This window comes from Candidatus Acidulodesulfobacterium sp. H_13, from assembly GCF_048541835.1.
In the GTDB taxonomy this organism is placed as follows: Bacteria; SZUA-79; SZUA-79; order Acidulodesulfobacterales; family Acidulodesulfobacteraceae; genus QIJE01.
This window is the reverse complement of the sequence record NZ_JBLEOY010000001.1, coordinates 542712-563557: the sequence shown is the minus strand read 5'-3', so window position 1 is coordinate 563557 and position 20846 is coordinate 542712. Positions and strand designations below refer to the sequence as shown.

Genomic DNA, 20846 nt, shown 5'->3' with positions numbered 1-20846 from the left:
TAATGCTAAACGCCGAAAAAACAGAAGATCGCATGGATTATTTAGACGGATTAAATGATGAGCAGTTTAAAGCCGTAACCTGCGGAGACGGTCCTATTTTGATTCTCGCTGGCGCCGGTTCCGGAAAGACAAAGGTTATAACCTTGAGGGCAGTTCATTTAATAAAAACAGGTAAGGCGAAACCATATAATATACTTGGTTTGACGTTTACCAATAAAGCCGCAAGGGAAATGAAAGAAAGAATACGTAAGGCACTGACGGGTATAAGCTCTGATGACGTCGAATACGGGTTGCCCGATTTTTCTACTTTTCATTCGTTCTGCCTTAAGCTTTTAAGGAGGCATGCCGATTTAATCGGATACAGTAAATCTTTTGCGATTTTTGACGACGACGATAGTGCTAAGATGCTGACTAAAATTATTAAGTCTTTAAATATCGACGTAAAAATAGTAGCACCATCTAAGGCAAAATACTTTATTGAAAAGAGCAAAAATTCATATATTAATTTTGAAGAGGCTCGTGAAACGATTAAACCCTGGGAAAAAAATTATGCTGCTATATATGAGAAATATTCAAAAAGACTTCAGGAAAATAATGCCATGGATTTTGGGGACCTGATATTTAACGTTGTTAAGCTTTTTCAGACCAATCCTTCCGTTCTGGAACATTATTCTAATCTTTATAAATATATAATGGTAGACGAATTTCAGGACACGAATTTTATACAGGATAAACTCGTTAAACTTCTTGCGGACAAGTATAAAAACATATGCGTAGTAGGAGACGACGATCAGTCTATCTATAGTTTTAGGGGTGCCAGTGTGGATAATATATTGAGCTTTGAAAGGGTATATTCCGGTTGTTCGGTAATAAAATTAGAAAGAAACTATAGGTCTACGAGGATTATCCTTAATGCCGCTTCCAGCATTGTTAAGGGTAATAAATTTAGAAAAGACAAGACGCTTAAGACAGATAAATGCGGCGGCGGCAGGATAACGATTTATCAGGCAAATAGCGATTATTCCGAAGGTTATTTCGTTGCGAGAGAAATAAGGCGACTTATAAATGAAGACGGATATTCAAACAAAGATATAGCGGTGTTATACAGGGCAAATTCTCAATCCAGAATTTTAGAAGACAAGCTTATAAAAGCAAGTATAAGATATAGTATTTACGGCGGATTAAAGTTTTATCAGAGAAAAGAAATAAAAAATATCCTTTCGTTTTTAAGGTTTGCCGCAAATCCCAGAGATGTGGTAAGTTTTGAAAGAAGCATTCAGTGCGTGCCTATCGGAGCGGGAGAAAAGACCGTAAGGGCGATCACCGATACTGCAAGCAAAAACGGGACAGACATTTTGGTTGCGTTAAAATCGGGCTTGTTGGGTTTCGTCAGGGGATTGAATACGCCGACTCTTTTAGAAGACAGGACATATCTGAACGATAAAAATAGCGGTAATTACAATAATAAGCCTGGTATGGCTAATTATTTCGATATAATACTAAAACTGAAGGCGGATATAGAGGATAAAGTCGAAGACGGACCCGTAACCGGCATTAAATTGGCGGATATGATAGCTTTTATTTATAAAGCCTCCGGCTATGAGGCTATGCTTAAAAACGGGGCGTTAAGAGCCGATGAATTAGATAGGAATAGAATAGAAAACATAGGGGAATTAATAAATGCATCCCACGAGTTTGAAAGCATCGTGGATTTCTTAGACCAGAGCGCCGTTGATGATTTCAGGGAAAATTCAAACGATAGCAATAAAGATGCTACCAATGTTTCCCTTATGACTATTCATAGTGCCAAGGGTCTTGAATTTCCGGTTGTTTTCATAGTCGGTTTGGAAGAACGGCTTTTTCCGCATGCAAGGTCGTTAGATAACGAATTATCCTTAGAGGAAGAAAGAAGGTTGTGTTACGTAGGAATAACAAGGGCAAAAGAGAAGATATACCTTACATGGTCCAAAAAAAGAAGGTCGGGAAAGGAATATAAATATAATATGCCTTCAAGATTTTTAAGGGAAATACCGGAAAATTTAATAGAAGAAATAATAGATACTTACGAGTACTATTAAAAAGCAGGGGATAAGCAAGCCGATAATATATAAATAATGAAGAAAGCGGAAGGGGGGATGTTTAATGAATAACGGCAATGGTAATGCCGATGCGGCGGATATTATAGATATAGGGCATGTTATAAATCTTGCGAAACTCGATTTAAGCCGGGAAGATTTAGAGCATTTAGGCTCGGAGTTAAACGGAATATTGGGTTATATCGATATAATAAAAGAGGCCGACGTTTCCAAGATTAGCGGCATATTAGACGAGCTTGAGTATGATAAACTTGTCCGAGGCGTTGATTTAAACGACGAATTTTTTAAAGATTGCCGTATCGACGAGTGTAAAACGGATGATAGTTTCGATTTCGGCATAGTCAAGGGCAATGCGCCGAGCTTAAGGGTCCGATCATTTACGGATACCGGATCGGAAACGGAATTGCGGCACGGCTTTTTCGTCGTCCCGCAGATTATAGAGTAAAATAAATATAAGAGGATTGTCATATGGATAATTTATACGATTTAACGATAGGCGAGCTCGGCAAACTTTTGAGACAGGGCGAAATAAAAAGCGTCGATATAGCGGATTCATACATTAAAAGGATTAAGGAAGTAGATACGTTTATCGGCGCTTATCTTCAAACCGACTTCGAAGAGGCTATGAAAAATGCGGAAAACGCCGATAAAATAATTATGTCCGGCGGAGATATTCCTCTACTTACCGGCATTCCTCTTTCTATAAAAGACATTTTCTTAATTAAGGGCAAAAAGACTACCTGCGCTTCTAAAATATTGGATAATTTCATAAGTCCATATGATGCTACGGTTGTTAAGAAACTCAAACAAAATAATTATGTTTTCTTGGGAAAAACTAATCTTGACGAATTTGCGATGGGTTCTTCTACAGAAAATTCCGCATATAAGGTAACTCGAAATCCTTACGATTTCAAGAGGGTTCCGGGTGGTTCAAGCGGGGGTTCCGCTGCATCTGTGAGTGCGGATTTATGTGCAGGGTCGTTCGGAACGGATACGGGAGGGTCGGTAAGGCAGCCCGCCGCTTTTTGCGGGGTTGTCGGATTAAAGCCTACTTACGGTCTAATTTCCAGGTACGGCATCGTTGCTTTCAGCTCGTCGTTAGACCAGGCGGGAGTTCTTGCCAAGGATACGACCGATGCTGCAATTCTATTGGATGCAGTCGCGGGATTTGACGAAAGGGACCAGACTACGAGAAGGTTTGAGGCTAAAGATTATGCAGGTATTATCGGCAGGGCGGATAAGGCTTCAATCAAAGGCTTAAGGGTTGGTATACCTGCGGAATTTTTCTCTGAAGGTTTGGATTCCGATGTTAATTCAAAAATTTTGGAAGTAAGGGAATTATTAAAGGGGCTTGGCGCAAACATAGTTGACATATCTCTTCCGGATACCAAATATTCTGTAGCGGCATATTATATAATCGCTACGAGCGAGGCAAGCTCTAATTTGGAAAGATACGACGGTATAAGGTTCGGTTATAGATATAAACAAGAACAAGGAGCGCGAGGCTTGGGGCTAGACGACCTTTACAGTAAATCAAGGGAGTTCGGATTTGGAGATGAGGTAAAAAGGCGGATAATTTTAGGGACTTTCGCCCTATCTGCGGGCTATTATGATGCCTATTATAAAAAGGCGTCTTTAATCAGGAAGCTGATTATAAAAAATTATAAGGATGCATTTGAAAAAACGGACATTATTATAGGACCAACTTCGCCGGCGCCGGCGTTTTTAATAGGCGAGAAAACGGGTGATCCCTTAAGTATGTATTTGTCGGATATTTACACTATATCCGTTAACCTTTCCTATCTGCCGGCATTAAGCATGCCTGTAGGTTTTGTGGACAATCCCGCAAAACCAGGTGGTGTTCTTCCTATAGGTTTACAGATTATTTCTCCTTGGTTAACGGAAGACAGGCTTCTTTCCGTTGCAAAGATTATAGAGGGAGAAATTAAGTTCAGGGAAAATAATATAAACAAAAAGGATATAAGATATGAACAGCATGCATAGTACAAATGGCAGTCAGTTTGAATCGGTTATAGGGTTGGAGGTTCATTCACAACTTTTGACGAAGACTAAAATGTTTTGTACCTGCCCTAATATTTTCGGAATAGAGCCTAATTCTGCGGTTTGTCCCGTATGTCTCGGGCTTCCCGGAGCGCTTCCGGTGATTAATTTCGAGGGAATAAAACTTGCCGTTAAGGCGGCACTGGCTTTAAATATTGTCATAAACAAGAGAAGCGTATTTGTAAGAAAAAACTATTTTTATCCCGACCTGCCGAAAGGATATCAAATATCGCAATATTTAGAACCTGTATCATCAGGCGGTTATTTGGATATCAAGGTCGAAGGCGTGGAAAAGAGGGTCGAGATAAACAGGCTTCATATCGAAGAGGATGCCGGAAAACTTATCCATATTGGAAACGAATCTTACGTCGATTTGAACAGAGCGGGAACTCCTCTTGTAGAAATAGTTTCCGAACCGAATATAAATTCCTCCGGCGAGGCGGTCGCTTATTTAAAAGAATTGAGAGATATTCTTGTTTATCTCGGTGTTTCCGATGGCAACATGGAGGAGGGCAGCTTTAGATGCGACGCAAATGTTTCCGTCAGAAAGAAAGGCGATCCGGACTTGGGGACAAGGACTGAAGTTAAGAATGTTAATTCCTTCAAGTTCGTAGAAAAGGCAATAAATTATGAGATAGAAAGACAGATAGATGTCATCTTAAACGGCGGAAAGGTTATTCAGGAAACGAGGCTTTACGATTCCAGGGAAAATTTGACGAGGCCAATGAGGGGAAAGGAGGAAGCACATGATTATAGATACTTTGAAGAACCGGACCTGCCGCCGCTAATTTTAACGGATAGATTTATTTCCGAGATCAAGGGCTCCATTACGGAATTGCCTGCGGCAAAAAGGGAAAGATACGCCGCAGAGTACCTTTTGGCCGAATACGACAGCGGAGTATTGACTCAGGATAAAGAAATAGCCCTTTACTTTGAGGACTTGATTGAAATCAACGAAGGCAGGGTTGAAATTAAAAAAATAGCCAATTGGGTCATTAATGATTTATTGTCTGAATTAAAAACAAAAGATAAGATGAGAGAAAAAAGGAAGGAAGAAAGGGTTGTAGATTTAGTTAAAAGTGAGAATTTTCTGGGGCTTATACTTGAGGTAGAGGCCGGAAATATTAACAAAAATACCGGAAAGACAGTATTGACCGAGATGTTGCTATCGGGAAAAAAGGCCGGTGAGATTATAAAAGAAAAAAACTTGGCTCAAGTTTCGGACGAAAAAGGCATAGGGGATATTATCGAGCATGTATTAGAAGAAAATCCAAAAGAATTGGCAGGTTTAATCTCCGGTAAAGACAAACTATTCGGTTTTTTCGTTGGTGCCGTAATGAAGAAAACAAAGGGTAAGGCTAATCCCAAGAAGGTAAACGAGATATTAAAAAGGTCCATAGCGGAAAAAAACAAGGAATGTTAGGAATGAAAGGGAGGGGGGATTAAATGTCTTTTTATACTTTAAAACTAAGAAGCGACGACGTTGTCGAGATGATAGACCAGAGAAAACTTCCGTTGGAAACAATTTATGTGGAGTTAAAAAATTATAAAGAAGTATACAACGCAATAAAGGATATGATAGTAAGGGGCGCTCCGGCAATAGGGGTTTCGGCGGCTTTCGGTTTATATTTGGGGGCAAAGGCATTGTCGGAAGCGGCTGAAATAAGGGACTATGAATCGTTTAAGCGGGATTTTTTCAAGATCTGCGATTTTATGTTTTCCGCAAGACCCACTGCCGTTAATCTCGGATGGGCGGTAAACAGGATTAAAAAGATTGTCGAGAGCGGGAGCGAAGACGTTGCCGGCATAAGAAGCATAGTAAAACGCATAAGAAGCGAAGCGCTTAAGATTTATGACGAGGATATAGAAATAAATAAAAATATGGGGCATTACGGGGCAGGACTCTTAAAGGACGGATATAGGGTTCTTACTCATTGTAATGCAGGGGCGCTTGCGACTGCCGGTTACGGAACGGCACTCGGGGTCATAAGGGCTGCCGTAGAGGAAAATAAAAAAATATCGGTCATATCGGATGAAACAAGGCCCTTTCTTCAGGGTGCCAGGCTTACGGTGTGGGAGCTCATGCAGGACAATATTCCGGTAACCCTTATTGCCGATAATTCCGCCGGGCTTTTAATGAAAAAAGGGAAGGTAGATGCGGTTATAGTAGGGGCAGACAGAATTGCTTCCAATGGAGACGTAGCGAACAAAATAGGTACATATCAGGTTGCGGTTCTCGCAAAAGAAAATAATATCCCATTTTACGTTGCCGCCCCTCTTTCCACTATAGATCTGAATATTGATTCCGGCGATGCAATACCGATAGAGGAAAGGGATCCGGATGAGGTTGTCTGTGTATTCGGTAAAAGAATTGCTCCTGTAAATGCCTTGGCATTAAATTATGCCTTCGATATAACGCCGAATAAATATATTTCCGCAATAATAACCGAAAATGGGGTTTTGTATCCGTCGTACAAAAAATATATCGCAGAGGCTTTTGGCAAACGATAATAATATCGATAGTTTTTACCTGTTATATATGTTATAATAACCGCATGGCAGTTTTATATATGGTCGTAATTAATCAAACTTAAATTTTAGGAAAAAGAGCAGGGGCTATGAAAAATAAAAATAAGAGAGACGCTTGTCCTTTTGAGGGGTCAAAGGTTTGGATGGACGGCGAATTTGTCGATTACGAGGATGCGAAGGTTCCGGTTAACAGCCATTCTCTGCACTATGGTCTCGGGGCATTCGAGGGCATAAGGTGTTATGAAACCAAAAGCGGAATACCTGCTGTTTTTAGACTTGATGAGCATATAGACAGGCTCTTTAATTCATGTCGCATACTTCAGATATCGGTACCGTACGAAAAGAAAGAGATTAAAGATGCTATAACGGAGGTAGTTAAATTAAACAAATTTAATGAATGCTATATAAGACCGATAGTATTTGTAGGCGATAACGGAGGGCTTGGCATTTATATCAAAGATTACGACACGAGGGTTGCCGTTTCCGCATGGTATTGGGGAGCGTATTTGGGTGATGAGGCACTTAGAAGCGGTATAAGGGCGAAGGTATCGTCTTATGCAAGGTTTCATGCGAATACGTTTATGGGTATGTCTAAGTCTACCGGTCAATATATAAATTCTATTCTTGCCAAAAAAGAGGTCGTAGACGTCGGTTATGATGAGGCGATAATGTTGGATACGTCCGGTTTTGTATGTGAAGCAAGTGGAGAAAATATTTTTATTTATTCCGGAGGCTGTATAAAGACTCCGCCTTTGTCTTCCGTTTTACCAGGCATTACAAGGGACAGTATTATAGAGGTGATAGAAAGAGAAACGGATATTGAGGTTAAAGAGGAAGGGATTACGAGAGACGAACTGTATATTGCCGACGAGGTTTTTTTGACCGGAACGGCAGCCGAAGTAACCCCCGTTAGGGAAATTGATGAACGGAAAATAGGCATAGGAAGAGCAGGCGAGATCTCTCTTAAACTTCAAGATATCTTTTTCAACATAGTCAAAGGCGGAAATAAGAAATACGAAAAATGGTTGACTTACGTAAAGTAAACCGTGTGGTCGTATTATTTATTTAATTAAAAAAAAGGGTCTTGCAATGAAAATCAGTATTTCAATATTATTAATACCATTTGTTATCATAGGCATTTATTTGCTTTCGGGAATTGGTTCCAAGAAAGCCTATGCCGTGGAAACCATTGCAAGCAGAGGCGGCAATATTATGATGGGAAGTATGATGAAAAATAAGGGGAGCATGATAAATAACAGGGGTCATGAGATGTTTCCGCAATATAAGGGCGTAGAAACAGGATATGCCTTATTTCGTTATGAGGGGTGCATCGTGTGTCATGCGATAAACGGGCAGGGCGGTATTATGGGGCCTGATTTATCGCATATGGGTTCTATCAAAAATTTTTCATGGATTGCAGTTCAGATAGCCGATCCTTCCGCGCATTTTAGGGAGGGTAGCGTTGTAACTTTCAACGGCATTAAATATCCCGCCATTATGCCTAATTTTAAAGGCATGTCTTCGAAAAATATAGGAATATTATCAAAATATCTTGAGTCCTTAAAATAAGAAAACGGTTCCGATAACTACAAGCATAAATTAAGGTTACTTGCTCACCCATTTATTGCCTCTAATCTTAAATCTCCACGGCAACGATGCATATTCTTCCGCGTAATCGACCCCGACCCTTGAGGCTGCCGTTATATCCTTTCCGAGGATTTCTGTCCCCCTGTCTTCTATCCATATTTCAAGTTTATTACTGTTACATATGGCAGTGCCGTCATGTCTCAAATTAATACCCAATGCAATCGTTAAAAGACCGGGTCCGGAAGCAATTCTATTTATTGCCGCTGCGGAAACAGTACTATGTTTATTTTTCTCCATTTTTCTCTTTAACATTAGGTCTGCGCCCGTTGTCGGCTCTATCGCCCTAATCAATACTGCGTCCGCCGTATTTTCTTTACCCGTTACCGCATTAAATAAATAATAGATACCATAACAAAAATATACGTATGCACCCCCGCCTTCTCTGTATAGGTTCCTGTTTCTTTTGGTCCTGCGCCCGTTGTAACCGTGCGACGCTTTATCTTCCTTTCCGAGGTAAGCTTCGACTTCGACGATTTTTCCGCCTGTGATGCCGGCTCCGTCTATATCGGTCAATAAATATTTGCCTAATAATTCTTTTGCAATTTGTAATGTGTCTTTTCTAAGAAAAAATGATTTTTGAAGTTTTCGGTATTCCACGGTTTAAGCGAAAAATAAATAATTTAGAACTTATATTTATTTTTGTTTAAAAAAATTAGTATAAGTTCTATTAACATGGGCACGGAATCTGTGATTACATTAACGTGCCCCCCGGGCTCATGATGCCAGTCTACACTTACTTCTTTTATTTTCATATTATTCAGGAGCGCTATGTAGAGTATCTCTACATCAAAGGAAAAACCCTTTATCGTTGATTTTGCGAATATTTTTTTTGCAGTTTGGAGCCTGAAGGCTTTAAATCCGCACTGTGAATCATAAAAATTTATATTAAGCAGTTTTGATTTTATAAGGCTGAATGTTCTGCCTACAATACTTCTAAATGATGGCTGTATTGTAACCGAGCCTTCCGGCAGATATCTCGAACCTATTAAAACGTCTGTCTCCGGTTCGGTTTTAAATATTCTTATAAATTTTTCTATTTCTTCGATTCTCGTAGACAGGTCGGCATCCATAAAAAAAACATATTTGTAGTTTGCCGATAAGATGCCCTCTTTTACAGCAGTTCCCTTCCCGCTTTTCGTTACGGTTATAACCCTTAAGTCTGTTGAAAGCAGGTCTTTTAAGATATTTAACGTGCCGTCGGTACTCCCGTCGTCAACGGCTATCATTTCATAAGTATATTTTTTCGATTTTAGATATGACCTGAGGGTAATTATAGTTTGCTTAATCCTTTTTTCTTCGTTGTAGGTAGGAATAACCACCGAGATGGAGGTCTTAGCGGTTTTAGGCTTGTTATTATAATCGGAATTTTCGGACATGTAAATTTGCGTTAAATCTTAAAATTTTTTATTATTTAAATTTTTATAATATATTATAATATTTTACTTCGATATTTAAAAATTTTATTTTTATAGTATAATAATAATATTCTATGGCTAAAAATCCAAAATTAATAATTTTATTATATCACAAAATAGGTAGTTATCCTAAGAACGCAAAGTTTCCCGGTCTTTACGTTGCAGAAAAGGATTTTGACAGACAAATTAAATATTTAAAGGATTTCGGTTACCTGTTTTTAACTCTTTCTGAGTTAAAAGCCCTGTATGATTATTACTTTACGAACGGAAAGGAATCCGGCACAATACCTGATTTAATCAGTGAAAGGGGTAGATACGTATCGCTTACCTTTGATGACGGTTCAAAGTCCGTTTATTCTAACGGATTTAAAATTTTAAAAGAAAACGGTGTAAAGGCGACGGTCTTTATGGTTTCCGGACTCATAGGGGGTGTAAACGAATGGGACTTAAAAAATGGTGAAAATCGGGACAAGATGTTGAATACACACGAACTTAAAGAAATGGCTGAATATGGTATCGAGATAGGCGCCCATACGGATACGCATCCTCATCTTACCCTAATTTCCGCTGAAGAAGCTTATCGAGAGATTTTGGTTTCTAAAAAAAAATTAGAGGATTCGCTGAATACGAATATAAACTTTTTTGCATATCCCTACGGAGATTACAATGAAGAAACGGAAAGGTTAGTCGGGGAGGCCGGTTTTAACGGGGCATGTATAACTAAAACCGGCATAGTAAAAAGGGGAGCGGATTTTTTTGCGTTAAAGCGAGTTGCCATCAGGCATAATACCGATTTTTTTAAATTTAAAAGAAAAATATTTAAAGTAAAACTTTTTTATTAACATACGGTGAATTAAAATATGGTTGAAAAAAGCGTAAAAAATATTTTAATTATAAAATTGAGTTCCATAGGCGACTGCCTTCTTGCAACCCCGGCGATAGAATCCATAAGAAGGGGGTACCCGGATAGCTTTATTACATGGCTCATAGAGGACAAATCAAAAGATATCGCCATCCTTAACCCGTATGTCGATGATGTTATCGTCATAGACAGACAAAGATTTAAAATGCGGGATTGTTTATCTTTGCTTAAAAAATTAAAAAATTGCCGTTTCGACCTATCGATAGATTTGCAGGGTGTGAGCAGGACATCCGTTCTTGCGTTTTTGAGCGGCGCAAAAAGAAGATATGTGGAAGAATATGCAGGTTTAGGTTTTTTGCAGAATAAGAAGATTATAAGAAAAGGAAGGTCGCTTGAGCATGCCTTAAAATTTTATCTGTTTTTGGCGCAAAATTGCGGCGGAGCAAAGATAGAGGAACCTAATCCAATCCTAATTACAACGAAAAGCGATGAGAGGTTTGCCCTTGATTTTTTGGAAAAGAGTCTTAAAATTGCCGATGATATCGGAGCGGTTGATTTAAAGACGGGCGGCAAAAAAGATATATTAGTCGGAATAAATCCAACCGGCACATGGAAGACAAAGAGGTGGCCGGTCAGATATTTCATAAAGCTTTCAAAAGAACTTATAGATTCTTTTAACGCTAATATAGTGATATTCGGGGGTAAGGGGGAGGAATATTTATCCGGAGAGATACTGAATGCCTTAAAAACCGGTAAAGTTGCCGACGCAATCGGAAAAACCACGTTAAAACAGGCTAAAGAACTTCTTAAGAGAATGGACTATTTTATAACGCCTGATTCCGGACTGATGCATATAGCATCGACTATTGATACGCTAAAAGTTATCTCGCTTTTTGGTCCGACCGAGCCAACGTTAACCGGTCCGGTCGGAAAAAATTCTGTCGTTTTGACTGATAGTTTAATCTGCATTCCATGCTTTAAAAAGAAATGTCCCCTCAATAAGATAGAAAGCAATAACCTTAAGGAGTGTGTTTTGTGTATGAAGAGAATAACCCCTGATAAGGTTTTCAATATTATTAACATGGATTTGAACCTAAGCCGTATAAATATTACCGGATGATAAAAATCATACGCGATGAAGGCGGATTCAAAGCAATTAAACATGATTGGGATCGTTTTATAGAAAAGAACGGTTATTTTGCCCTTGTTTTTTTATCGTATGATTGGCTATCCATATGGATTAGATATTTTTTAACCGACGATAGCGGAAAGAAACTCTTTATTATCACGGAATGTGATGATGCGACCGGTGAAATAAAAGCGATTGCACCATTTTATATTGAGCGTTTTTTCTTTTTTTTTAAATGTCTAAGATTTATAAGCGACGACTATTCAGATTATTTAGGGATTTTAAGCACAAATAAAATTAGCAATATTTTGAAGGAAACCTGCGGATATTTAGGCGCCGGATTCTTTGATAAAGGCAGAATAGATTTAATATACTTAAAACAGGTATCCGATTCTCTTAAAGATGAAATAAATTTAAATATCGACGGGCTAAAAAATACAGGTATTTTTATTAAATCCTCGGGAGATTGTTATTATATCGATATGTATGCAAACGGTATTCTAAAAGTAGAAGACTATTTGAAAAAATTTAATTCCAAGCAGCGTTATAACATATTGAAAAGGGTTAAAAATGCCGAAAAAAAAGGGGTTGAATATATTTCCGTCAATGCGGCTAATGAAAAACCGTCAGAAAATTTTAATTTTGAATATTATATAAAAGAGTTTTTTAACTTGCATCAAAAAAGATGGAATAAAAGGGGAAAAGAGGGGGTTTTTAGCAGTAACAAAATTAAGCTTTTTTTTCAAAATTTATTTGAAGTATTATATAAAAAGGGTATTCTTGACCTGTCTTTTTTAAAATACGACGATAAATTGATAGCCGGAGCGGTATGTTTTGATTTTAAACGTAAACGACAGGTTTATCTGCCCGGTTTCGATCCGGAATATTCATATCTTCACCCCGGTATCGTTTTGACGTATAATAATATTAGCGAGGCTATTTTATCGGGTTGTAAGGAATTTGATTTTTTAAAGGGTTCCGAGGATTATAAAAAAAGATTTCTTGCCGTAAAGAGGAGAAATTTTAAGATATATATTTATAAAAAAAGGATTATCTATCTGTTATTTAAATTAAATATTTTCTTAAAGAATGAGATTATTTATAATGTAAAAAGGATTTTTAGATGAGAGATTTTTTAATATTCGGACATAATTATATAGGCGATGTTTTGATGCTTACTCCGGCTATAAGGGCATTAAAACTTAAATTTCCGGAAAGCAGGATTGTCCTCGTCGTATCCCCTGGTGCCTCACCGGTTTTAAAAAGAAATCCCGATATATGGAGAATAGTAGATTCCGGGAAAATAAAGGGGATAATGGGTATATTAGGCGTATTGAATCTCTTTTTAAGGCTAAGAAGGCTAAAATCGAAAGAGTTAGGTATAACAAAATTTTACATATGTATTAATTTTTTGACGTCTTTTAAATTTTCCGTTATCGGCTCTTTACTCTCAAAGAAACAGATTGGGCAGGATAAAGGTATAAATAATATTTTTCTTCACGATAAGATAAAGTTTGAAAAAAACATGCATAACGTCGATAAGTCTTTAAAATTTATAGAACCGTTTTATATTTCCGAAAAATATTTTAGCAGAGATTATGTTTACGAAGTAAGTGAGAAAGACATTAAAAATGCAGAAAATATTTTAAAAAACTCCTTTAACGATTACAGTCGCGTTGAAAACTTTAAATTTGTCTTATTTTCTCCCTGTTCCACAAGAAAATCAAAGGAAGCGAACCCAGAGTTATTTTCGCTTTTTGCCGATTATCTAAATGCGAAAGGTTTTTACGTAGTTATTTCCGGAGCTAAAAAAAACGAAGGAACATCTAAAAAGATATATGAAATGATTGAGAATAAATATATGAGTGTTAATTTGACCGGTTTAACCGATATTTTTATTCTCGGCGGTATCATTAAAAGGGCGGCCATCGTTGTGTCCGTAGATAATGGGGTTATGCATATGTCGTCGGCCATAAAAACGCCATTAATAGCCCTTTTCGGTTCCACGGACCCTACAATTTGCGGTCCGATAACGTCTAACAAAACTTACGTAATAGATAAAAAAAAGGAATGCTATCACTGTTTCCGTAAAAATTGTTCCGGAGACGGGTTTGGTAAAAATGGCATTCCGGACTGCATGGATTTTATAATGCTGGATGATTTAAAAGAGGGGGCGAAAAAACTACTCGAATGAGAATATCCGGTTTTACTTTCATCAGGAACGGAGTTTTGATGGGGTATCCCTTCAGGGAGTCGATAATGTCGGCACTCCCGTTAGTGGACGAATTTGTCGTCGTAGCGTGCGAGGGTCAAGATAATACCCGTCTTGAACTTGAAAGGTTACAAGAGAAAAATCCGAAGATTAAACTGATAGATTCAGACTGGGAGGTTAAAAAAAAGAGCGGCAGCATTATGTCTGAAAAAACTAATATCGCCATCAAAAATATTACCGGCGATTATGGTTTATATGTTCAGTGCGATGAAGGAATTCATGAACGGGATTATGCAAAGATAGCGAAGATTCTTGAAGACAATATGGGCAATAAAGATGTAAAAGGGTTTGTTTTTGATTACATTCATTTTTTCGGCGGGTATTTTTCCTATGCGAAAAAATCAGAGAAAAAATTCTTTTATGATAAGGAGGTTCGCATTATAAGAAATGACGGAACGGTTTATTCATGGGGAGATGCGATGGGATTTAAAGATATAAACGGTGTCAAAATAAATATTGAAAATAAAAATGCCGTATCTATCGGCGCCAATATGTACCATTACGGCAGGGCTAAGAACCCTGCCGATATGTACAAAAAAGATAGGGAGATGGAAAAACTTTATAATTTAAGAATAATAAATAAATTAAAAAATTGGGTTTCCAATTATGACCCGCGTGTCGATAAATATATATATTCCGATTTCGGATGGCTTGAACGCATTGACAAAAAAGATTTAGAATTTCATCCGTTTTCTTTTAGGGGTCTTGCCTCAAAACAGGATTGGGATGTAGACGACTTTAAGACATTTATGCGGGAGAAAAGAGGTATTTCTCAGTTTTTTAGAATGATTATCTATAAATTGGTTAAGGATGCGATTAACGAAACTTCAAATGCGGTAAAAAAGATAAGGGTTTTTTTGAAATTAGATAAAATAAAAAAGACCGGAGATTGACTAATAATTGATAAATTAATAGAAAATGAAAATTCTTGAGATTGTTACTCCGTCAAATATAGGCGGGGCGGAAAATTACGTGCTGAATTTATCTAAAAAGTTTGTTGAAAACGGGCATGAAGTTTTTATTCTGTCCTCTAATGCCGGAATTAATAAAAAATCCGTTTTATCAATATTTGAGTTTTTGAGTAAAAGCGACATACCGTTTAAGATTTTAAACATCAATTTTAAATATAATCCTATTGCAATATTGAAGATTGCATGTTTTATTAAACAAAATAAATTTGATATAATACATACTCATTTGTCTAAGGCAAATATTGCCGGAGCATTAGCCGCAAAAGTTTCCGGAACTAAATCTATTTCAACCGCTCACGGGCTTAATAAAAAATCTCAATATAGGTATGCCGGTCTGGTAATATGTGTATCCGATGCCGTGAGAGAAAATCTTTTATCACAGGGGATGAGCAGTAAAAGCCTTGTAGTTATACATAACGGTATCGATATCGAAAAATTTAGTCCGGACACAGAAGGTCTTTTAAAAAAAGAAAGCGTAATTAATGACGATTTAGGCACGGCTATAGCCGGCGATAATCGTAAAAACAGGTTTAACGTGGGCATTATTGCAAGACTTTCCCGTGAAAAAGGGGTGGGGATATTTTTAGACGCCGCAAGATCCGTTTTAAACGAAATACCGGAAGCCAAGTTTTTTATTGCGGGGACCGGTATTTTAAAAGATAATCTTATAAAAAAGGCTAAGGATTTAGATATTTACGATTCGGTATATTTCTTGGGCTTTGTCGGGGCAAGCCTCGTTCCCTTTTTGAACGAACTTGATGTAGTGGTTTTCCCGTCCTTAAAGGAAGGATTGCCGCTTTCCCTGTTGGAGGCTATGGCCATGGAAAAGACGGTAATAGCGTCCGATGCAGGAGGTATGCCGGAGGTTGTCGAAGACGGAAAGAGCGGTTTTATCGTAAAAAGGGGTGATGCAGCCGCTATTTATCAAAAGTTGATTTCCGTGTATAATAGTGGAGATCATGCCATAGCAATGGGTAAAGAGGCCAGAAAAACAATAGCGGAAAGATTTAACATAAACATTTGCGCGGATAAAACGCTTAAACTGTTTCAATCTTTTACATCCGCATCGTCGCCTTAAAATAATTTAATTATATATTAAAACGCAGATATGACTAACGACAATAACAACTATAGCGGCGGAAATCCATTAAGCATAGTAAAAAGGTTCAATAAAGCAAGAATACTTGTAGTGGGAGACATTTTAGTCGATCATTTTGTTTACGGGAACGTAAGCAGAATATCGCCTGAAGCGCCGGTTCCGGTCGTTAACGTCAAATATGAAAAACTGATGCCGGGCGGGGCGGCAAATGTCGCAAAGAACGTAGCCAAGCTCGGTGCCTCAGTCTATATAGCGGGGGTAGTGGGAGACGATTATAACGGGGATGAGTTAAAACGATTGGTTAATGTAGGTAACATAAATTCATCTTTCATATTGACATTAAATAGTTTTCAAACTATTATAAAAACGAGAGTAATTGCGCACAATCAGCAAATTGTTAGATTTGACAAGGAAGATAATGGAAAGTTTACCGGCAGGGTTTACAAAACGCTATTGACCGGCATTAAGCAAATAATCGACGATATAGACGCCGTCATAATATCCGATTACGGCAAAGGGCTTATAGAAAGTAAATTTTTCTCTTCCTTAGTAAACCTTTTAAGAGATAAAAATAAATTTATAGCGCTTGACCCGAAAATCGAAAATTTTAAGTTTTATAAGAATGTTTCCATATTGACGCCTAATATAAATGAGGCTTCCGGTTGTTCCGGAGTCAAAATAGAAGACGATAGGACTCTCGAAAAGGCAAGCAAAATAATGATCAAAAAAGTGAAGCCGGATTATTTGCTTATAACGAGAGGGGAGGCTGGTATGTCTCTTTTCTCCGGCAGCGATAGTCCTCTTCATTTGAGAGCCCGGGCAAAAGACGTTTACGACGTAACCGGTGCCGGAGATACCGTTATTTCTACCCTTACGGTGGCGCAGAGTGTCGGGGCGGGTATTTTTAATGCCTGTTATATTGCTAACGCAGCCGCAAGCATAGCGGTGTCTCAGCTTGGTACATATGCGGTCGGGGCGGATGAACTTATCGGTCTTTTAGCGTCGGAATAGTCATCGGTAGAGGTTAAGCAAGGGATGAGTAAAAATATGAAAGTACCAATGTTTATTAAGATAGGGTTTGGAAACGTAGTATCGAGAAACAGGGTTGTAGCCGTCGTATCTTCAGGGTCGTCTCCCATTAAACGACTTAGGGAAACTGCAAGAGATGATAACCGTTTAATAGATGCTACCGAGGGCAGGAAGACAAGGTCCGTTATAATCACGGATTCAGGACATATCGTGCTTTCGGCACTAAACTCGGCCACTATTATTACGAGAATGGAAGATAAAGATTAATTGCCGGAATATGAGGAAAAATTATTTATGGATGAGATTTTACATCTTAACGGCAAGCCCAAGGGTTTGGTTTTTGCGGTGTCTGCTCCGTCCGGTACGGGTAAAACCACTCTTTGCAGCATGCTTTCCGTAGAATTCGGCAATATAAAGCCGAGTGTTTCTTATACTACGAGAACTAAAAGGAAGGGGGAAAAAGACGGAGTAAGTTATTATTTTATTAATGACGCGGAATTTGATAAAATGATAAAGGAAGGCGAGTTTATAGAATGGGCAAATATATTCGGAAAAAGATACGGTACGGCGTATAAGTCGGTTGTTGCAGATAATAACTCCTTATTCGATATATTGTTGGAGATAGATGTTCAGGGAGTCGAGAGGCTGATTAAGATTTACAGGGGTATTAAAAATGCAAATAGATTAGTTACCGTATTTATAACCCCTCCGTCATATAGCGACCTGCAGACAAGGCTGCTAAAAAGGGGGGGCATGAGCGAAGAAGAATTGAGCCGCAGGATAAATATTGCCGGCGTGGAGGTTAAAAAGAGCGGCATTTACGATTATATTATTACAAACGATGACTTAGACGAGGCATATTTAAAATTAAAATCTATAGTTATTGCCGAGAGATGCAGGAATAAATTTAAGTTAGATTAAAATCAAATTAGAGGAGAAACTGTTAAATGGCAAGAGTTACCATTGAGGATTGCTTAGTAAACGTAGAAAATAGGTTTGCACTCGTAATAATAGCGGCAAAAAGAGCGAGGCAGATTATGGAGGGTGCAGAGCCTAAAATAGACAGCAAAAATAAACCTATAGTTATTGCCCTAAGGGAGATAGCGAGAGGCTATGTCGGCGTAAAACAAAAAATCAAATAGTTATGGACCCGGATGAAAAGTTTGTTACCGTTATCAACCCCTCCGGCGATTTTCTTTCGCTAAATAGCCTCATAGAACTTTTTAGAAGCAACATAAATAGCATGGACGACGTGGTTATAGAAGAAATACACGGCGAGAGGTTCAAGCTGTTTAAAAAAGCCTATAATTTTTCTAAAAAGGTACATCATGGACAAAAAAGGTTCTCGGGAGAGCCTTATCTAACGCATCCGATAGAGGTTGCGGCTATCGTTGCCGGCTTAAGAATGGACTGTCCCTCGGTTGTTGCGGCACTGCTTCACGACACCGTCGAGGATACCTTGACTACATTGGAAGACATAAAGCGAGAGTTTGGAGAGGAGACCGCGTTTATAGTGGGCGGGTTGACCAAACTCGGCAAGTTGTCTTTTAAGAGTTCCGAAGAGCTTGAGGCGGAAAATATAAGAAAAATGATAGTAGCGATGGCGAAGGATATCAGGGTCATCGTTATAAAGCTTGCCGATAGACTTCATAATTTACGAACCTTGAATTTTTTGCCGAGGGATAAGCAGATTAAAATAGCGCAGGAAACATTGGATATTTATGCCCCGCTTGCCAACAGGCTCGGAATTTTCTTTATCAAAAGCGAATTGGAAGACTTGTCTTTTAAATATTTAAATTCCGAAAGTTATAAGGATTTAACATTTAAGGTAAATAAAAAAAGGATAGAGAGAGAGAAGTATATCGAAAAGGTATCCGATATTCTTATGGCAAATTTAAAAAAACACAAACTTAAAGCCGAGATTTACGGGAGACCCAAGCATTTTTACAGTATTTACAAAAAAATGATAGGACAGCACGTCAGTTTTGAGGATATTTACGACTTATTAGCATTAAGAATCATAGTCAATACCGAAACGGAGTGCTATGAAGCATTAGGTATAGTCCATTCTATATGGAAACCTATTTCGGGCAGAATTAAAGACTATATCGCAATGCCCAAGGCAAATTTATATCGTTCTTTGCATACCACGGTAATCGGACCGGAGGGAATGAGGGTAGAGATTCAGATAAGGACCAAGCAGATGCACTTTATCGATGAATTCGGTATAGCCGCTCACTGGAAGTACAAAGAAGATATGCCCGTAGAAAAACAAGATTTAGACCGGTTCAACTGGTTAAGACAGCTTGTAGAATACCAGAGAGAGCTTAAAGACCCTCATGAGTTTTTAGACAGCGTAAAGATAGACCTTTTTCAGGATGAAGTTTATGTCTTTACGCCAAACGGGAAGGTTATCGCCCTCCCTAAGGATTCTACGCCGGTTGACTTTGCGTATTCCATTCATACCGAGATCGGCGATAAAGCTACTAGTGCGATTGTTAATGGTGTTATCGTTCCGTTGAAGCATAAACTTTCTAATGGAGATATAGTAGAAATTATTACAAAGGAAGGCCATTATCCTTCAAGAGACTGGTTGGGATACGTCAAATCTTCAAAGGCGATATCAAAAATAAGAAGTTACATAAGGCAGACGGAAAGAGACGAGAGTATCGTCTCCGGAAGAGAAAATTTAGAAAGAGAATTTAAGAAGGTTAACAATAAGACAATTAGTTTTAAAGAGCTGGTAAATCAATCATTGCAAAAACTTTCGCTTAAAACCGACGACGATTTGTTTGCCGGAATAGGCTATGGAAAATATGCCCCTTCCTATATATTCTCGATGGTTATACCCGGTTATAAAAAGAGAAATAAATTATCGCTGATTACCAAGACTACCGGCAGCGTAATAAATAAAATAATCAGAAGGATAAAACCCGGCACAGGGAGAGGCACTGCCGGAATTTTCAGCGGAAATGGGGCTATCGTGTCCTCTTTCGACGGGGATTTACTTTACAAATTAGCGGGTTGCTGTCATCCTATCCCGGGGGACAATATACTCGGATTTATTTCAAAGGGACGTGGGGTCATAATTCATAAAACGGATTGTAAAAATATAATTGGCATGGATGAGAGTAGATTCATACAAGTTGATTGGAAAAAGGCTTTAGAACAACCGTCGTCTAATCAGGAGTTTTTTGAAACGAAGATAAAGATTATTACCAGCGATAAGAAAGGGATTTTGGCCGGCATAACCTCTTTGATTTCAGAAAAAGGAGCTAATATTTCCAAAGTACAGGTCAGGACTGTTAAAGACGAAAGGGCTATTCACTTGTTCGATATAGAGGTTAAAAACGACAAGCAGGTAGAATTAATCCTAAACGGAATAAAATCGATTAAGGGCGTGATAAAGGTCAACAGAGTGACGGGATAAGGAAAGTCGTAGGGGTGTTGACAATTTACTAATTAAATAATACAATTAACGGGTCGTTTAAAGTAATAGCATTTTATACTTATTTTTGAACAAGAGGGGAATATTAACATGTCGAGAGTTTGCAGCATTTGCGGAAAGGGTATCCAATACGGTAACAAGGTATCGCATGCCAATAACAAGACTAAAAAGGTGTCGCTTCCTAATTTGCATATCGTTAAAGCTGTTATTTCCAAAGGTGGAAATAAGAAGGTTAAGGTCTGCGCAAAGTGTATTAAGGCGGGTAAAGTTATAAAAGCGGTTTGATTC

At 38.2% G+C, this 20846-nt stretch carries 21 protein-coding genes; 19 read left to right on the top strand and 2 right to left on the bottom strand.

The features are described from left to right. The first annotated feature begins 2 nt into the window (after positions 1-2). From ACMCNP_RS02785 to ACMCNP_RS02755, 7 genes are all read left to right on the top strand, one after another. Positions 3-2078 carry an ATP-dependent helicase gene (locus ACMCNP_RS02785; RefSeq protein WP_419313535.1) on the top strand — a complete coding sequence of 692 codons (2076 nt, stop codon included), beginning with the start codon at positions 3-5 and terminating at the stop codon, positions 2076-2078. 64 nt (positions 2079-2142) lie between these two features. Further along, positions 2143-2541 (top strand): Asp-tRNA(Asn)/Glu-tRNA(Gln) amidotransferase subunit GatC, encoded by a 399-nt coding sequence (locus ACMCNP_RS02780; RefSeq protein WP_419313532.1) that lies wholly within the window; start codon positions 2143-2145, stop codon positions 2539-2541. 23 nt (positions 2542-2564) lie between these two features. After that, positions 2565-4100, top strand: a complete 1536-nt coding sequence (gatA, locus tag ACMCNP_RS02775; RefSeq protein WP_419313530.1) for an Asp-tRNA(Asn)/Glu-tRNA(Gln) amidotransferase subunit GatA — start codon at positions 2565-2567, stop codon at positions 4098-4100. Then, positions 4084-5580 (top strand): Asp-tRNA(Asn)/Glu-tRNA(Gln) amidotransferase subunit GatB, encoded by a 1497-nt coding sequence (gatB, locus tag ACMCNP_RS02770; protein ID WP_419313528.1) that lies wholly within the window; start codon positions 4084-4086, stop codon positions 5578-5580. The genes gatA and gatB overlap by 17 nt, the downstream gene beginning before the upstream one ends. Before the next feature lie 23 nt (positions 5581-5603). After that, entirely contained in the window at positions 5604-6668 is a 1065-nt protein-coding gene (mtnA, locus tag ACMCNP_RS02765) for an S-methyl-5-thioribose-1-phosphate isomerase (protein WP_419313525.1), read from the top strand. 107 nt (positions 6669-6775) lie between these two features. Continuing rightward, positions 6776-7729, top strand: a complete 954-nt coding sequence (locus ACMCNP_RS02760; RefSeq protein WP_419313523.1) for a branched-chain amino acid transaminase — start codon at positions 6776-6778, stop codon at positions 7727-7729. 46 nt (positions 7730-7775) lie between these two features. Beyond that, a complete protein-coding gene (locus ACMCNP_RS02755; RefSeq protein ID WP_419313521.1) occupies positions 7776-8255 on the top strand; it encodes a c-type cytochrome in 480 nt (159 codons plus the stop codon). Between the two features lie 36 nt (positions 8256-8291). Here ACMCNP_RS02755 and ACMCNP_RS02750 read toward each other — a convergent pair whose 3' ends face one another. After that, positions 8292-8930 carry a DNA-3-methyladenine glycosylase gene (locus ACMCNP_RS02750; protein WP_419313519.1) on the bottom strand — a complete coding sequence of 213 codons (639 nt, stop codon included), beginning with the start codon at positions 8928-8930 and terminating at the stop codon, positions 8292-8294. A gap of 23 nt (positions 8931-8953) precedes the next feature. Next, positions 8954-9709, bottom strand: coding sequence for a dolichyl-phosphate beta-glucosyltransferase (locus ACMCNP_RS02745; RefSeq protein ID WP_419313517.1), 756 nt, complete (start codon positions 9707-9709; stop codon positions 8954-8956). Positions 9710-9822: 113 nt separating this feature from the next. Here ACMCNP_RS02745 and ACMCNP_RS02740 point away from each other — a divergent pair, with 113 nt between their 5' ends. The 12 genes from ACMCNP_RS02740 to rpmB all read left to right on the top strand — a co-directional run bounded on the left by ACMCNP_RS02740 (position 9823) and on the right by rpmB (position 20843). Next, a complete protein-coding gene (locus ACMCNP_RS02740; RefSeq protein ID WP_419313514.1) occupies positions 9823-10590 on the top strand; it encodes a polysaccharide deacetylase family protein in 768 nt (255 codons plus the stop codon). 18 nt (positions 10591-10608) lie between these two features. Beyond that, positions 10609-11730 (top strand): glycosyltransferase family 9 protein, encoded by a 1122-nt coding sequence (locus ACMCNP_RS02735; protein WP_419313511.1) that lies wholly within the window; start codon positions 10609-10611, stop codon positions 11728-11730. Further along, positions 11727-12866: a GNAT family N-acetyltransferase gene (locus ACMCNP_RS02730; RefSeq protein ID WP_419313508.1), complete on the top strand. Its 1140-nt coding sequence runs from the start codon at positions 11727-11729 to the stop codon at positions 12864-12866. Before ACMCNP_RS02735 ends, ACMCNP_RS02730 begins: the two co-directional genes overlap by 4 nt. Further along, a complete protein-coding gene (locus tag ACMCNP_RS02725) occupies positions 12863-13933 on the top strand; it encodes a glycosyltransferase family 9 protein (protein WP_419313504.1) in 1071 nt (356 codons plus the stop codon). The genes ACMCNP_RS02730 and ACMCNP_RS02725 overlap by 4 nt, the downstream gene beginning before the upstream one ends. Continuing rightward, the gene (locus tag ACMCNP_RS02720; RefSeq protein WP_419313501.1) at positions 13930-14904 is read left to right on the top strand and encodes a glycosyltransferase family protein; all 975 of its coding nucleotides are present in this window, start codon (positions 13930-13932) and stop codon (positions 14902-14904) included. Before ACMCNP_RS02725 ends, ACMCNP_RS02720 begins: the two co-directional genes overlap by 4 nt. A gap of 25 nt (positions 14905-14929) precedes the next feature. Then, on the top strand, positions 14930-16060 hold the full coding sequence (locus ACMCNP_RS02715) for a glycosyltransferase family 4 protein (protein ID WP_419313498.1): 1131 nt from the start codon (positions 14930-14932) through the stop codon (positions 16058-16060). 30 nt (positions 16061-16090) lie between these two features. After that, complete coding sequence (rfaE1, locus tag ACMCNP_RS02710) at positions 16091-17092, top strand: D-glycero-beta-D-manno-heptose-7-phosphate kinase (RefSeq protein ID WP_419313495.1); 1002 nt, start codon at positions 16091-16093, stop codon at positions 17090-17092. A gap of 24 nt (positions 17093-17116) precedes the next feature. Further along, positions 17117-17377, top strand: a complete 261-nt coding sequence (locus ACMCNP_RS02705; RefSeq protein ID WP_419313492.1) for an extracellular matrix/biofilm biosynthesis regulator RemA family protein — start codon at positions 17117-17119, stop codon at positions 17375-17377. Positions 17378-17404: 27 nt separating this feature from the next. Beyond that, complete coding sequence (gmk, locus tag ACMCNP_RS02700; protein ID WP_419313489.1) at positions 17405-18031, top strand: guanylate kinase; 627 nt, start codon at positions 17405-17407, stop codon at positions 18029-18031. 26 nt (positions 18032-18057) lie between these two features. Continuing rightward, positions 18058-18252, top strand: a complete 195-nt coding sequence (gene rpoZ / locus ACMCNP_RS02695; RefSeq protein WP_419313486.1) for a DNA-directed RNA polymerase subunit omega — start codon at positions 18058-18060, stop codon at positions 18250-18252. Positions 18253-18254: 2 nt separating this feature from the next. After that, positions 18255-20540 (top strand): RelA/SpoT family protein, encoded by a 2286-nt coding sequence (locus ACMCNP_RS02690; protein ID WP_419313483.1) that lies wholly within the window; start codon positions 18255-18257, stop codon positions 20538-20540. 108 nt (positions 20541-20648) lie between these two features. Beyond that, positions 20649-20843 (top strand): 50S ribosomal protein L28, encoded by a 195-nt coding sequence (rpmB, locus tag ACMCNP_RS02685; RefSeq protein WP_419313480.1) that lies wholly within the window; start codon positions 20649-20651, stop codon positions 20841-20843. The last annotated feature ends 3 nt before the right edge of the window (positions 20844-20846 follow it).

Excerpts from the sequence above, each read along its gene's own strand:
- ACMCNP_RS02785 (WP_419313535.1), top strand. The coding sequence starts at position 3 with ATGCTAAACGCCGAAAAAACAGAAGATCGCATGGATTATTTAGACGGA.
- ACMCNP_RS02780 (WP_419313532.1), top strand. The coding sequence starts at position 2,143 with ATGAATAACGGCAATGGTAATGCCGATGCGGCGGATATTATAGATATA.
- gatA (WP_419313530.1), top strand. The coding sequence starts at position 2,565 with ATGGATAATTTATACGATTTAACGATAGGCGAGCTCGGCAAACTTTTG.
- gatB (WP_419313528.1), top strand. The coding sequence starts at position 4,084 with ATGAACAGCATGCATAGTACAAATGGCAGTCAGTTTGAATCGGTTATA.
- mtnA (WP_419313525.1), top strand. The coding sequence starts at position 5,604 with ATGTCTTTTTATACTTTAAAACTAAGAAGCGACGACGTTGTCGAGATG.
- ACMCNP_RS02760 (WP_419313523.1), top strand. The coding sequence starts at position 6,776 with ATGAAAAATAAAAATAAGAGAGACGCTTGTCCTTTTGAGGGGTCAAAG.
- ACMCNP_RS02755 (WP_419313521.1), top strand. The coding sequence starts at position 7,776 with ATGAAAATCAGTATTTCAATATTATTAATACCATTTGTTATCATAGGC.
- ACMCNP_RS02745 (WP_419313517.1), bottom strand. The coding sequence starts at position 9,709 with ATGTCCGAAAATTCCGATTATAATAACAAGCCTAAAACCGCTAAGACC.
- ACMCNP_RS02740 (WP_419313514.1), top strand. The coding sequence starts at position 9,823 with ATGGCTAAAAATCCAAAATTAATAATTTTATTATATCACAAAATAGGT.
- ACMCNP_RS02735 (WP_419313511.1), top strand. The coding sequence starts at position 10,609 with ATGGTTGAAAAAAGCGTAAAAAATATTTTAATTATAAAATTGAGTTCC.
- ACMCNP_RS02730 (WP_419313508.1), top strand. The coding sequence starts at position 11,727 with ATGATAAAAATCATACGCGATGAAGGCGGATTCAAAGCAATTAAACAT.
- ACMCNP_RS02725 (WP_419313504.1), top strand. The coding sequence starts at position 12,863 with ATGAGAGATTTTTTAATATTCGGACATAATTATATAGGCGATGTTTTG.
- ACMCNP_RS02720 (WP_419313501.1), top strand. The coding sequence starts at position 13,930 with ATGAGAATATCCGGTTTTACTTTCATCAGGAACGGAGTTTTGATGGGG.
- ACMCNP_RS02715 (WP_419313498.1), top strand. The coding sequence starts at position 14,930 with ATGAAAATTCTTGAGATTGTTACTCCGTCAAATATAGGCGGGGCGGAA.
- rfaE1 (WP_419313495.1), top strand. The coding sequence starts at position 16,091 with ATGACTAACGACAATAACAACTATAGCGGCGGAAATCCATTAAGCATA.
- ACMCNP_RS02705 (WP_419313492.1), top strand. The coding sequence starts at position 17,117 with ATGAGTAAAAATATGAAAGTACCAATGTTTATTAAGATAGGGTTTGGA.
- gmk (WP_419313489.1), top strand. The coding sequence starts at position 17,405 with ATGGATGAGATTTTACATCTTAACGGCAAGCCCAAGGGTTTGGTTTTT.
- rpoZ (WP_419313486.1), top strand. The coding sequence starts at position 18,058 with ATGGCAAGAGTTACCATTGAGGATTGCTTAGTAAACGTAGAAAATAGG.
- ACMCNP_RS02690 (WP_419313483.1), top strand. The coding sequence starts at position 18,255 with ATGGACCCGGATGAAAAGTTTGTTACCGTTATCAACCCCTCCGGCGAT.
- rpmB (WP_419313480.1), top strand. The coding sequence starts at position 20,649 with ATGTCGAGAGTTTGCAGCATTTGCGGAAAGGGTATCCAATACGGTAAC.